The sequence below is a fragment of the Streptomyces sp. NPDC029151 genome (assembly GCF_055564315.1).
Map to the genome: position 1 here is coordinate 35,516 of NZ_JBVHWQ010000007.1, position 12,915 is coordinate 48,430.

The 12,915-nt window shown below is 75.3% G+C and carries 9 protein-coding genes; 5 read left to right on the forward strand and 4 right to left on the reverse strand.

Going from position 1 to position 12,915, the window contains the following annotated elements; genetic code table 11:
- Positions 1-14: 14 nt before the first annotated feature.
- The 4 genes from ACZ4VF_RS25050 to ACZ4VF_RS25065 form a co-directional block, all read right to left on the reverse strand.
- Positions 15-4,661 carry a hypothetical protein gene (locus ACZ4VF_RS25050; protein WP_467928685.1) on the reverse strand — a complete coding sequence of 1,549 codons (4,647 nt, stop codon included), beginning with the start codon at positions 4,659-4,661 and terminating at the stop codon, positions 15-17.
- Between the two features lie 71 nt (positions 4,662-4,732).
- Positions 4,733-5,611 (reverse strand): hypothetical protein, encoded by an 879-nt coding sequence (locus ACZ4VF_RS25055; protein ID WP_467928686.1) that lies wholly within the window; start codon positions 5,609-5,611, stop codon positions 4,733-4,735.
- A 40-nt stretch (positions 5,612-5,651) separates the two neighbouring features.
- Positions 5,652-7,181 carry a hypothetical protein gene (locus ACZ4VF_RS25060; protein WP_467928687.1) on the reverse strand — a complete coding sequence of 510 codons (1,530 nt, stop codon included), beginning with the start codon at positions 7,179-7,181 and terminating at the stop codon, positions 5,652-5,654.
- 150 nt (positions 7,182-7,331) lie between these two features.
- Complete coding sequence (locus ACZ4VF_RS25065; protein ID WP_467928688.1) at positions 7,332-8,039, reverse strand: GntR family transcriptional regulator; 708 nt, start codon at positions 8,037-8,039, stop codon at positions 7,332-7,334.
- A 127-nt stretch (positions 8,040-8,166) separates the two neighbouring features.
- Between ACZ4VF_RS25065 and ACZ4VF_RS25070 the strand changes: the two genes are divergently transcribed.
- From ACZ4VF_RS25070 to ACZ4VF_RS25090, 5 genes are all read left to right on the forward strand, one after another.
- Positions 8,167-9,489 (forward strand): MFS transporter, encoded by a 1,323-nt coding sequence (locus ACZ4VF_RS25070; protein ID WP_467928690.1) that lies wholly within the window; start codon positions 8,167-8,169, stop codon positions 9,487-9,489.
- Between the two features lie 5 nt (positions 9,490-9,494).
- Positions 9,495-10,325, forward strand: a complete 831-nt coding sequence (locus tag ACZ4VF_RS25075; protein ID WP_467929162.1) for a putative hydro-lyase — start codon at positions 9,495-9,497, stop codon at positions 10,323-10,325.
- 150 nt (positions 10,326-10,475) lie between these two features.
- Entirely contained in the window at positions 10,476-11,234 is a 759-nt protein-coding gene (locus ACZ4VF_RS25080; protein WP_467928691.1) for a LamB/YcsF family protein, read from the forward strand.
- Positions 11,231-11,848, forward strand: coding sequence for a 5-oxoprolinase subunit B family protein (locus ACZ4VF_RS25085; RefSeq protein WP_467928692.1), 618 nt, complete (start codon positions 11,231-11,233; stop codon positions 11,846-11,848). Before ACZ4VF_RS25080 ends, ACZ4VF_RS25085 begins: the two co-directional genes overlap by 4 nt.
- A 61-nt stretch (positions 11,849-11,909) precedes the next feature.
- Positions 11,910-12,779 (forward strand): 5-oxoprolinase subunit C family protein, encoded by an 870-nt coding sequence (locus tag ACZ4VF_RS25090; protein WP_467928694.1) that lies wholly within the window; start codon positions 11,910-11,912, stop codon positions 12,777-12,779.
- Positions 12,780-12,915 lie beyond the last annotated feature (136 nt).

A 12,915-nucleotide genomic window follows, 5' to 3' on the forward strand; every position in this document is an offset into this window, starting at 1 on the left:
CCACGGTCCCGGCCCTACGAGGCGCTCGGCGCCGGCTTCCTGAACATCCGCGTCGCCGTGATCTCGCTGTGCACCGCCTCCCCGGCCTGGGGAGGCTGGGGCAGCCCCGGCCGGAGGTGCTCCTCCACGCTGATGTACTTCAGGCCCGCCCTGAGGTCGGCGTCGTTGCGCAGACGGATGACCAGCGGGAACTCGGCGAGGGCGGTGGTGTCGAACAGGCCGGTGGTGTACAGCAGCTGGACGCCCAGCGCGTCGGAGACGGCCCGCTGGAGCTCCAGCAGGTAGGTGGCGTTGGCGCGGCCGATCGGGTTGTCCAGGAACAGCGTGCCGGCGTGCCGGTGCTTGTCCCGCCCCCGGTCGTTGGAGCGCAGCGCGGCCATCGTGCAGTACAGGGCGATGGCCGCGGTGAGCAGCTGGCCGCCCGAGAACACGTCGCCCATCTGGCCGACCGGGACGCGCTCGGCGCGCAGGACAGCGTCGGGCTTGAGGATCTCGACGGCCACGCCCTTCGGCTGGAGGGCCGCCGCGACGCCCCGCAGCAGCAGCGACATGCCGTCGCGGCGCAGGTCGGAGTTCTTCTTGACGGCCGCGCGCGTGGCCTCGTCGACGACCTCGCCCAGGCGTTCGGTGAGCGTGGCCTGGTCGGGCTCCTCGAAGCGGATGCGCAGGAACTCCTGCCCGGACCACTCGCCGAGCCCCTCGGGCAGCCGGGACAGCCGCTGGGCGGACCGCAGGGTCGCGAGGGCCGACTCCACGAGACCGCGCAGCCGGTCCACGATCGAGTCGCGGTTGCGTTCCAGCTGGGCCAGCTCGTCGGTCAGGACGCGCAGCCGGGGCGCGAACGCGTCCGCCCACTTCTGGGCGTGCTCGGGCAGCGCGGAGGCGGGCAGTTCGCGGATCTGCTGCCGGGCCGGGGTGCGCACCTGCTCGTAGCGCGTGGAGTTGGCGTGCCGGACCAGGACGTCACTCGCCTCGCGGACGGCCGTCTCGGCGGCGGACAGGTCGGCGGCGCAGCCCCGCAGCGAGCGGCGGGCCTCGGCGGCGGAGTGCCGGGCCTCCTCCAGGGTGCCCGGGTACGGCTCCGGCTCCTCCTGCTCCTCCTCCACGGTGTGTTCGCGCAGCAGGTCGCGGAGCATCGCCGCGATCTCGTCGAAGCCGCCTGCCGCGTCCTCGGCGGCGCGGTGGGCGTCCAGCAGCTCCGCGTGCGCCTCGCGGGCCTCGGCCAGTGCCTCGGTGCGGGCGGCGAGTTCGGCCGTGGCGGTGCGCAGCAGCGACTGGGCGTGCTCGGCGTCGCGCGGGACGAGTTCCCCGGGCAGCTCGGTGTGCGCCTCGCCGTCCTCCGGCGCGAGCCGTTCGGCCTCGCCGCGCAGCCGGCCGAGCTGCTCGCTCGCCGTCGACATACGGGTCTCCAGCAGCTGTACCAGCTCCTCCGCGCGCGCGGCGGCGGCCTGGCGGGAGGGCCCGTCGGAGCCGTCGGGCGACTGGAGCAGCTGCTCGGCGCGGGTGCGGACCTTGTTGCTGAGCCGGTCCAGTTCGGCGCGGGCGGCGCTCTCGTCGCTCTCCGCGCGGGCCTGCTCGGCGCGCAGGTCGGCGCCGACGCCGACCTTCTCGTACACCTGGGAGGCGGCACGGTAGGCCTCGCGGAGCGCGGGCAGGGACGCCTTCGGTGCGTCCTCGTCGGCGACGGGTACGTCGTCGGGGGCGCCGGCGATCTCGGAGCGCTCGGCGCGCAGGGCGCGCGCGGTGCGGCGGGCGTCGTCGGCGGCGCGCTGGGCGGCACGGCGGTCCTCGTCGGCGGCGCGGGCGCGCTCCAGGCAGGTCTGGGCGCGGGCCTCGGACTCGGCGGCCTCGTCGGCGAGTTCGCGGAGTTTCGCCTGCCAGCCGGCGCGCTCGCGGAGCCGGAAGGCCAGTCCGGCGAGGGCGTCGGCGGCGCGCCGGGCCTTCTGCGCGGCCTCCTGCCGTTCGTCGCGCATCTGTACGGCCTCGGCGGCGGTCTCCTCGGCCTCCGCGCGCGCGGTGCGTGCCTCGGCGAGTTCGGCCTCGGCCTCCTCGGCGAAGGTGCGGGCCTCCTCGGCGGCCCGGGCCAGCTCGGTGAGGCGCCCGGCGGGGCAGCCGGTGCGCCAGGAGGCGAGCCGTGCGGCCAGTTCGCGGTCCTTGCCGAGGCGAGCGGCGAGGGCGCGGATCTCGTCGTCGCGCTCGGTGGCCCGGGCGCGCAGCGCCTGGCGTTCCTCGTCGGCCGCGTGCTCGTCGTGCATGGCCGGGTTCGGCGGCACGAGGAAGACGTCGCCCGGGGCGGCGTCGTCGGCGGGGGCCGGGGCGAGCAGGGCGGCCGCCGTACCGACGGCGACGGCGGAACGGGGCAGCAGGGCGGCGTCGCCGAGCACCTCGCGGGCACGCGCGTGCGTGTCGGGGTCGGTGATGATCACACCATCGACCAGTTCGGGGCGGGCGGCGAGCACGCGCGCGTGGTCGGCGGGGTCGACGGCCTGCGCCAGGTAGCGCCAGCCGGGCAGTGCCGGGATGCCCTGCTCGCCGAGGAACTCGACGGTGGCCAGCACGTCGGGGCCGGGCGGCAGCAGTCCGCCGTCGCCGAGGGCGCCGAGGATGCGGGCGTCGTCGGCGGCGGCCGTGCGCAGGTCGAACAGGTGCCGTTCGGCGGTCGAGACGGCGTCGTCGAGGAGTTCGCGCAACTCGTCGGCGAAGCGGTCGAGTTCCTCCGGGCTGAGCGTCCCCTCGCCGACGGCGCGGGAGGCCGGGACGGCGTCGTCCGCTCCGCTGCGGGGGGCGGGTACGGCCGCGCGTGCCGCCGTCGGCGCGCCCGGCAGGCTCAGCAGCTCCGCGAGCCGCTCCTCGGCGGCCAGCGACTCGGCGAGGCGGCGCTCGGCCTCGTGGGCCCGCGCGGCGGCGGTCGCAGCGTCCGAGGCACGGGCCGCGGTCAGTTCCGCGCGGGACTCGGCGGAGGCCGCCTCGCGCGCGTGCTCGGTGGCCTTGCGGGCGGCCTCGCGGGCCGCGTCCCAGGCTGCGACGGCCGTCTTCTCGGCGTCGCTGGCGGCGAGCGCGGCCCGCGCCGGGTCGGCGTCCGGGGCGCTGTCGTCCAGCCAGCCCGCGCGGACGGCCTCGGCGGTCTCCTGCTCGACCTCGGTGAGCCGCTGGCGCAGGTGCCCGGCCTCGCTGCGGGCGCGCTGGGCCTCGGTGGCGGCGGCGGTGGAGTCGCGGTAGGCGGAGTCGCCGGCCTCCTGGAGGGCGGCGGACCGCTCCTCCTCCTCGTTGGCCAGGGACTCGGCGCTCTCGGCGGCGGCGTGCAGGGCCCGTACGAGGTCGACGGCGGCCCTGGCGCGGGCGGCGAGGGCGGGGGCCGCGTCCCGTTCGGCCTCCTGGATGGCGGCGGACACGCGCGCGACGCGGTCGGCGGCGGCTCGGTGGCGCAGCACGGCCTCGGCGGCCTGCCAGGCGGAGTGCAGGGTGCGGGCGTCGGCCAGTTCGCGCTTCTGCGCGGCGGCGGACTTCTCGGCGGCGGCCAGCGCCAGGGAGGCGTGCCGGTAGGCGAGTTCGGCGGCGATCAGGGCGCTGCGTTCGCGGGCGCCCTCGGAGTGCGTGACGGCGTACGCGGCGGCGGTGACCCGCTGGGCGAGGTCGGCGGCCCGGACCCGCTCCCGCACGGCCCGCGCGGACAGCCGCCGGGCCAGCGTGCGGGTGCGGCGCTCGGCTCCCGTGTGGATGTCACGCGCGCGTGAGCGCGCCTCGGAGGCCTCCACGATGCGGCCGAGCAGGTCGACGGAGCCGGCGGTGAAGTCCCGTTCGGCGATCAGCTCGGAGCGCCGGCCGAGCTTGTTGCCGAAGCCGCTGACGAGGTCGGCGAGGCCGTCGGTGTCGCGGGTGTCGGTGACCGCGCGCAGCAGCAGGTCGGTGAAGTCGGAGTCCTTCTTGACCGCGAAGAGGCCGGCTGCCTCGCCTTCGTCGGCGTTCATCTCGCGCTGGTAGCGGAAGAGTTCGGGGTCGAGGCCGAGCTCGCCCAGGTGCTCGATCCAGCGGTCGTGGATCTCCTCCCAGTGCACCTCCAGGTGCGGGTAGGCCTTGCCGGCCTCCATGAGGGCGTCGCGGAAACCCTTCATGGTACGGCGCCGGCCCTGGGCTCCGGACGTGCCCTCGGCGGACGGCCGTACGGCGGTGGACTCGGCGACGGGCAGGTTGTCCAGGCTGAGGCCGGGGCCGGGCCGGAAGGAGTACCAGGCCTCGGCGAACTTGCGCGGGTCGTTGGAGACCTGCCGCCCGCGCCACTCGCTGACCTTGCCGACGACCACGCACTCGCCGGTCAGCACGTGCTGCCACTCCAGGGCCACGTGACCGCAGTCGTCGGCGAGCAGGAACTTGCGGAGCACGCCGGAGCTGGCGCCGCCCAGGGTGTTGCGGTGGCCCGGCAGCATCACCGAGAAGATCAGCTTGAGCAGGACGGACTTGCCGCCGCCGTTCTCCAGGAAGAGCACGCCCGCGGGCGCGGGCCGGCGCGGCGGGCCGGACGGCTCGTCCGCGAAGAACTCCGCCTGCGTGGGCGCCGGGTCGGGCACGGGCTCGCCGACGCCCCGCAGGTCCAGCACGGTGTCGGCGTAGCGCGCACCGGCGGGACCGATGGAGTAGAGGCGGACCCGGGACAGCTCGTACATGGCGGACTCTCGTAAGTCTGGTGACAGGTGCGGTGGTTCGGGGTTCCTGGAGCTGCGGGAGCTTCAGGGCGTCAGGAGTGGAACGGCAGTCCGGCGTCGGCCACCAGGTCCAGGTCGTCGCTGTCCTCGGCGGGCAGCAGCGTGGCCGTGCCGTCGGTGACCGGGACGACGCCCAGCTCCAGCAGTTCGCCCAGGGCGGCGGTGCCGGCCATGTCGCGGACCTGGAGCTGGTAGCGGGCGGTGGTGCGGTAGGTGCCGCCGTTGTCGTCGCCGGTGCGCTGCAGGAAACCCGAGTCGGTGAGGAAGGCCAGGGCCTTGGCCACGATGCCGGTGGTGGAGGCGGCCGGCCGGCGGGCGTCCTTGGTGGCGCCGGTGGCGCTTCGTCTGGCCCAGATCCGCCAGGCGGCCTCCAGGCCGGGTGCGCCGGTGGCCGGGTCGGTGTTCTCGCCCCGTTCCTCGGCGCGCTCCTCCAGGCGGCGGCAGGCCTGCCGTACGAAGGCGTCGACACCGTTGACGGTGACCCGGCCGATGTAGGAATCGTCGGACAGGTCCTCGGGCCGTGGGAACGCCAGTGCGGCGACCGCGAGATGGGCGAGTCCGTGCAGGAAGCGGTCGCCGGAGTCGGCGGCGGTGCGACGCGCGTAGTCGCCCATGCGGACGGCGAAGACGGAGTCCTCGGCGGCGGTCACGGCCATGCCCGCGCGCGGGGACACCTCCAGCACGACGAGGCCCAGGCCGGCGGCGACGGCGTCCGCGAGCCGGGCGAACGCCGGGTCCTCGCGGTAGCGGCGCAGCAGTTCGGTGTACTCCTGGTCGCGCGCGGGCGCCAGCTTGGGCTGGAGGCCGAAGGCGACGAGCCGCGCCGCGTCGGCGGCGTCGGCGGGGGTGACGGCGGAGCCCGCCGGCGCGGCGGCAGGCTCGGGTTCACTCCGGTCGACGTGCTCGGTCACGGGTTCGACTCCTTGTCGTGCTCTTGTTCACTCATGCCGCTCATGCCGCTTCCGTCCGGTCCGCGGCCATCCCGGCCGCGTCCAGCAGGGCGGTTCCCACGATCAGGTCCGCCCCGCCGAACTCGGGATCGTCCAGTTCCGTCCCGTCGTCCACGGCGAACAGCAGCTTCTCCTCGCCCTGCCGGTAGGCGGTGCCGACGGCCGGGCTGGCCGCGTGGACCGCCAGCAGCGCCACCAGGTACGCCAGGTCCGGGTCGCCGGTCCGGCGGGCCTCGGCGAGCAGTCCGGAGAGCCGGCGCGGCGCGTCGGCCGGCAGGTCCAGCAGCTCCGTCGCGGCGGCCAGCTGCTCCTCGCTGAACCGGCTGTCGTCCGGCGTCGCGATCAGGTCGGGTTCGGGCATCTCCGCGCCCAGGTGCTCCCGTTCCACCGGCGGGGTCAGCAGGATGTCGACGAGGTCGGCGACCCGGACGGACACCGGCGTGCGCAGTCCGGTGCCGCGGGCGAAGAACGCGTCCGTGACCCGGATCGCCCGCTCCAGGGGCAACGGCAGCACGGGGGCGACGAGATGGCCGTAGAGGTCTATCCCGGACGTGGTCGCCGGCGCGGCGAAGGCCTGCCGGTCCTGTTCGGCGCGGAACAGCGGCCCGGCCTCCAGCAGGCGCGACTGGAGCTGGGTGTGGCGCCGGATGCAGTCCTTGACGATGTCGACGAGTTCGGCGGCGCGGCGCTTCTGCTCGGGCTCCTCGGTCTCGTCGCGGGCCTTGCGGATGTTGGTGAGGATGGCGTTCTCGTGGCGGTAGCGCTCGGCCACGTGGTCCAGGGCCTCGGCGATCATGTCGGGCACGGTGTTGAGCCAGTCGACCGCGCGGACGTTGCGGCGGGTGGCCTCCAGGGCGCGGCGGAGCGACTCGGAGTACTGCACCGTGCGGTAGCGGGCCTGCTCGGCGGCGAGCTGGGCGTCGGCGAGGCGGCCGCGGTTGATCAGCACCTCCAGCTTGACCTCGGCGGCGATCTGGGCGCTGGTGACGTCGGTGTCGAGGGCGCCGACCAGGACGTTGACCGCCTCGTCCGTGGTGCGCAGGTAGACCGTGCCGCCGGGGCCCGGGACCTCCTCGATCAGCTTGAAGTCGTAGTCCCGGCGGACGTACGTGCCGTCCGGCGCGAAGGTGCCGTACACCGCGCGGAAGCCGCGGTCCACGCTTCCGACGTTGATCAGGTTCTCCAGGACCCAGCGGGCCACGCGCTCGTGTTCGGCGGCGGGCCGGTGCGGGGCCTGGGCGGCGATGCGCGGGATCATCCGGGCGACGATCTGCTCGTGGTCGGCGCCGGTGTCGAAGTCCATGTTCAGCGTGACCAGGTCGATGGCGGCCAGCGCCACCTCGGCCATCCCGTACAGCGAGTACTCGCCGGCCAGGTTGGCCTTGCGCGCGTCCAGGTCGTGCAGTGGCGCGGTGCAGGCGAGCGCGCGCAGCCGACGCGCCAGCCCCTCGTCGGCGGCCGGACCCGGAGCCGGGCGCGGCCCCGCGCTGAGCTGGGGCGGAACACGGTCCGTCGATGCAGGCGAAGTCACGGTGCACAGACTAGGTCCTGGGTCTGACATCGTCCCAAACGACCCAGAAGCGACGGCCGTCACAGACGCTCGAGAGACGGCCGTCACAGCAGTCGGAGGGGTGCCGCAGCGGGCCGCCACGGCAGCAGGAGGAGCGGCCGCAGGAGGGGCTCAGGCGGAGCCGGCCGGATCCTCGCCCACCCGCCGCCGGTAGACCTCGACCACCCGCGCCAGGGAGTCCGCGAGATACGTCTCCAGCATCCGTTCCGCGCCGCGCCGGTTCCCGCCTTGCAGTTCCCGCAGGATCTGGGCGTTGCGGGTGAGGTACGGCTCGTGCAGGCGGCGCGGGTCGTCCACGACGTGGAAGGCCAGGCGCAGCTCGGCGAAGACGCTGCGCATCAGTTCGTCGGTGCGCTCGCTGCCGGCGAGCGAGACCAGTTCCCGGTGGAAGTGGATGTTGGCCGTGCCCAGCCCTTTCCAGTCGTTCTCCGCGGCCGCCGTCCGCCCTTCCTCGACCGCCGCGACCAGTCCGCCCAGCCGGTACGGCGGTGCGCCCAGGCCGCGCACGACGGCGCACTCGACGAGGGAGCGCGTGCGGTAGATGTCCTCCACGTCCTCGACGGTCAGGACCCGCACGAACACACCGCGGTTGAGTTCGTGGACCAGCAGGCGCTCATGGGTGAGCAGCCGGAACGCCTCGCGCAGGGTGTTGCGGGAGACGCCGAGCGCCCCGCCGATGCCGTCCTCCGACAACCGGGTGCCGGGCGGGAAGTAGCCCTCGGCGATGCGGCTCCTGAGGATGTCCGACACCCGTTCCGCCGTGCTGGTACGCCCCAGGAGGGCCCGGTCGCCGGCCAGTCCCGTCAGCTGCTCTGCCATGCCCGGAATTCAATCGCAGACACCAGGACGAAACAACGCGGGTATTGAAGGATCGTTGAACGATCCTCTACGGTGCTCCGCACGGCTCACTTCCCAGCACCCTCCGTCCCCCTCCTGCGAGGTGCCCATGAGCACGACTCCACCGCCCCGCTCCGCCCCCTCCGCCGGCGTACGCCCGGCTCCGGCCGAACCCGGCGCCGAGGACGGCGCGTTCGGCTGGCTGCAGGCCCTCGGCCCGCGCGGCCGGCGCGCGTTCGCCGGTGCTTTCGGCGGATATGCCCTGGATTCCTACGACTACTTCACCCTGCCCCTGAGCATGGTGGCGCTCTCGGCGTACTTCGGCCTCGACAGCGGCCAGACCGGCCTGTTCACCACCGTCACGCTGGTGGTGTCGGCGGTCGGCGGCGCCGTGGCGGGCGTGGTCGCGGACCGGGTGGGCCGGGTCCGGGCCCTGATGATCACGGTGATCACCTACGCCGTCTTCACCGTGGCCTGCGGCTTCGCGCCCACCTACGAGACGCTTCTGGTCTTCCGCGCCCTCCAGGGCCTGGGCTTCGGCGGCGAGTGGGCGGTCGGCGCGATCCTGGTCGCCGAGTACGCGAGCGCGCGACACCGCGGCCGTACGCTCGGCGCGGTCCAGAGCTCCTGGGCGGTCGGCTGGGGACTGGCGGCGATCGTCTACACGCTGGTCTTCTCCTTCGCCGGCGACGACCTGGCCTGGCGGGTGATGTTCTGGACCGGTGCGCTGCCGGCGCTGCTCGTGGTGTGGCTGCGCCGCCGGGTGCACGACGCTCCCACGGCGACGGCGGCCCGCGAACAGGACCCGTCACGGGGCTCGTTCGCGGCGATCTTCCGGCCGGGCCGGGACGGCGCCCCGGGGCTGCTGCGCACGACGGTCTTCGCGGGCCTGCTGTCCACCGGCGTGCAGGGCGGCTACTACACGCTGGCGACCTGGGTGCCGACGTACCTGAAGTCCGAGCGCGGTCTGTCGGTCGTCGGCACCGGCGGCTATCTGGCCTTCCTGATCTCCGGCGCCTTCCTCGGCTACCTGACCGGTGGCCACCTGACCGACCGGCTCGGCCGGCGCAACAACATCTGGCTGTTCGCCCTGCTGTCGGCGCTGTGCATCCTGCTGTACGCGAACATCCCGCACGGAGCCGACACCCTGCTGCTGGTGCTCGGATTCCCGCTCGGCTTCTGCATGTCGGCCATCTTCAGCGGCTTCGGCTCCTACCTGAGCGAGCTGTACCCGACGGCGGTGCGCGGTACCGGCCAGGGCTTCACGTACAACACGGGCCGCGCGGTGGGCGCGGTGTTCCCGACCCTCGTGGGCTTCCTGGCGGACAGCTGGGGCGTCGGCGGCGCGCTGGTCTTCGGCGCGGTCGGCTACGGCCTCGCCGCGCTGGCGCTGCTGGGGCTGCCGGAGACGCGCGGGAAGGAGCTGGCATGACGCGGGTGCGCCGTACCGAGGACCGCCCCGTCACCGCGGTCGACCCGCACGCGCGTGCGTGGACCCCGGCCACCGCGCGGGCCCGCTTCCGCGAGGGGCTGGCCGGACCGACCGCCGGAGTCTCGGCGGGGCACACCCAGGCCAACCTGGTCGCGGTGCCCGCCGACTGGGCCTACGACATGCTGCTGTTCTGCCAGCGCAACCCCAGGCCCTGCCCCGTGCTGGACGTCACGGACGCGGGCTCCCCGGCGACCGTCCTCGCCGAGGGCGCCGATCTCCGGACCGACCTGCCCCGCTACCGGGTGTGGCAGGACGGTGAACTGGTGGACGAGCCCACGGACGCGCGCGCGTACTGGCGCGACGACCTGGTCGCGTTCCTCCTCGGGTGCAGCTTCACCTTCGAGTGGGCGCTGGCCCGGGCGGGGGTGCCGATCCGGCACGTCGAGGAGGGCCGGAACGTGCCGATGTACGTGACCGGCCGGGAGTGCCGGGCGGCGGGCCGGCTGCGCGGGCCGATGGTGGTGTCCATGCGGCCGGTGCCGCCGGAGCACCTGCGGGCGGCGATCCGGGAGAGCAGCCTGCTGCCGGCCGTGCACGGCGGCCCGGTGCACTGCGGCGACCCGGCGGCCCTCGGCGTCGAGGACCTCGCCCGGCCCGACTTCGGCGACGCGGTGACCGTCGCCGACGGCGAGATCCCGGTGTTCTGGGCCTGCGGGGTGACCCCGCAGGCGGCCGTGATGGCCTCCCGCCCGCCGTTCGCGATCACGCACGCGCCGGGCCAGATGTTCCTGACCGACGCCCGCGACGAGCAGTACCGGCTGGCCGGCGTCGACTGACGCCGACGCACCGGAACGCGGACGCGCCGTACCGGAACGCGCCGACCCCCGTACGCACCGGAACCCGCGTGCCCGCACCAGAACCCGCGTGCGCCGGTACCGGAGTGCGCGTACGAGGAAGCTCCACGAGAACGGAGACACGAGAACACCATGACCGCGATCGATCTGAACGCCGACCTCGGCGAGGGCTTCGGCCGCTGGCGGCTGACCGACGACGAACAGCTGCTGTCCGTCGTCACCAGTGCCAACGTGGCCTGCGGCTTCCACGCCGGGGACGCGGCCACCATGCGCCGGGTGTGCGAACGGGCGGCCGAGCGCGGGGTGACGATCGGCGCGCAGGTCTCCTACCGGGACCTGGCGGGTTTCGGGCGGCGCGCGATGGACGTGCCGCCCGCCGAGCTGGCGGCCGAGGTGGCCTACCAGATCGGCGCCCTGGAGGTGTTCGCCCGGGCCGCCGGGGCGCGCGTCGCCTACGTCAAACCGCACGGCGCGCTCTACAACCGGGTCGTGCGCGACGAGGAGCAGGCCCGCGCGGTGGTCGAGGGCGTACGGCTGGCGGACGCCTCCCTGCCCGTGCTGGGCCTGCCCGGCTCACGCCTGCTGGCGCTGGCCGCCGAGGCGGGCCTGCCGGCCGTCACCGAGGCCTTCGCCGACCGCGCGTACACCGACGAGGGGACACTGGTGCCGCGCGACCGGGACGGCGCCGTCGTCACCGACCCGGACGCCGTCGTGGAGCGTTCCGTGAGCCTCGCGCGCTCCGGTGAGGTGATCGCGCACTCCGGCGCGCGGATCCGGGTGCGCGCCAGGTCGTTGTGCCTGCACGGCGACACGCCGGGCGCGGTCGGCCTGGCCCGTCGGGTGCGCGAGCGGCTCGTGGCGGCCGGTGTGCGAGTGGAGGCGTTCGCGTGAGGGCGCTTCCCGTCGGTGACGACGCGCTGCTCGTCGAGGTGGCCACCGGGGAGGAGGCGCAGGCCCTGCACGCGGAGCTGCTCCGGCGCCGCGCGAAGGGGGACCTGACGGTCCGTGAGATCGTCCCGGCGGCCCGTACGGTCCTGCTCGACGGGCTGGCCGACCCGGCCCGCTGGGCGGCGAAGCTGACCACCGCGCGGGTGCCGGTGCCGCCCTCCCCCGCACGCGAGCTGATCGAACTGCCCGTACGGTACGACGGCCCGGACCTCGCGGCGGTCGCCGAGCGCTGGGGGGTGTCCGAGCGGGAGGCGGCCCGGATCCACGCCGGCACCGAGTTCACGGTGGCGTTCTGCGGTTTCGCGCCCGGCTTCGGCTATCTCACCGGGCTCCCGGACCGCTGCCACGTCCCGCGCCGCGCCACCCCGCGCACGTCCGTCCCCGCCGGTGCGGTGGCCCTGGCCGGGCCGTACACGGGCGTGTACCCGCGCTCCTCACCGGGCGGCTGGCAGCTGATCGGTACGACGGACGCGGTGCTGTGGGACCACACGCGCGTGCCGGCCGCGCTGCTGGCGCCGGGAACGCGCGTCCGGTTCGTCCCGCTGGAGGGCGCATGAGGGCCTCCTGCGCGCGCGTGGGCGCCGTACCGGCCGGGAGCGCGGTGGCCGGGGTGGGCGCATGACCGATCGTGCGCTCGTCGTGGTGCGCGCCGGGGCGCTGACCACCGTGCAGGACCGCGGGCGGCCGGGATACGCGCACCTCGGCGTGCCCCGGTCCGGCGCGCTGGACGCGCCCGCGGCCGCGCTGGTGAACCGGCTCGTCGGCAACCCTCCGGACGCCGCCGTGCTGGAGACCACGCTCGACGGCTGTGCGGTGCGCCCGCGTTCGACGGTGACCGTCGCGGTCGGAGGTGCGCCGTGCCCGGTGACGGTGGACGGCCGGCCGGTCGCGTGGGGTGCGCCGGTCCTGGTGCGGGCGGGCGAACTGCTGGAGGTGGGTGCGGCGACGGCCGGCGTACGCGGCTACCTGGCGGTCGGCGGCGGCGTCGCCGTCGAGCCGGTCCTCGGCAGCCGCGCCACCGACCTGCTGTCCGGCCTGGGCCCGGCCCCGCTGGCGAACGGCGTGGTGCTGCCGCTGGGCTCCCCGGCCGGTCCTCCCGCGCGCGTGGACGGCGCACCGCAGCCGCGTCCGCCGGCCGAGCTCGTGCTCCGGGTGGTCCCGGGCCCGCGCGACGACTGGTTCACGGCGCGGGCGGTGCGGGAGCTCGCCACGCGCGCGTACCGGGTGTCCACGGCGAGCAACCGCATCGGCCTGCGCACCGAGGGGCCCGCGCTGGAGCGGGCCCGGTCCGGTGAACTGCCCAGTGAGGGCATGGTCCTCGGCGCGGTGCAGGTCCCGCCGGACGGGCGCCCGGTGGTCTTCCTCGCGGACCATCCGACCACCGGCGGCTACCCGGTGATCGCGGTGGTCCGCGCCGCCGACCTGCCGGCCGCCGCACAGGCACTCCCGGGAACCCCCGTCCGTTTCGTACCGGTACGGCGACGCTGAGCCTCGCCGGCCGGGGTCACCCCGGCGGGGTTCACGGCCTCGCCGGGGACCCCGCCGGCCGTGCCGGCCCCGGCCGCACCCACTGCCTCGAAGGTCCGGAAGAGCCCGGGCACCGCCCACCGCCGTCCCAGCAGGA

What these genes read in the sequence shown, in the direction of transcription:
- ACZ4VF_RS25080 (WP_467928691.1), top strand. Translation starts at nt 10,476, where the DNA reads ATGACCGCGATCGATCTGAACGCCGACCTCGGCGAGGGCTTCGGCCGC.
- ACZ4VF_RS25090 (WP_467928694.1), top strand. Translation starts at nt 11,910, where the DNA reads ATGACCGATCGTGCGCTCGTCGTGGTGCGCGCCGGGGCGCTGACCACC.
- ACZ4VF_RS25050 (WP_467928685.1), bottom strand. Translation starts at nt 4,661, where the DNA reads ATGTACGAGCTGTCCCGGGTCCGCCTCTACTCCATCGGTCCCGCCGGT.
- ACZ4VF_RS25065 (WP_467928688.1), bottom strand. Translation starts at nt 8,039, where the DNA reads ATGGCAGAGCAGCTGACGGGACTGGCCGGCGACCGGGCCCTCCTGGGG.
- ACZ4VF_RS25070 (WP_467928690.1), top strand. Translation starts at nt 8,167, where the DNA reads ATGAGCACGACTCCACCGCCCCGCTCCGCCCCCTCCGCCGGCGTACGC.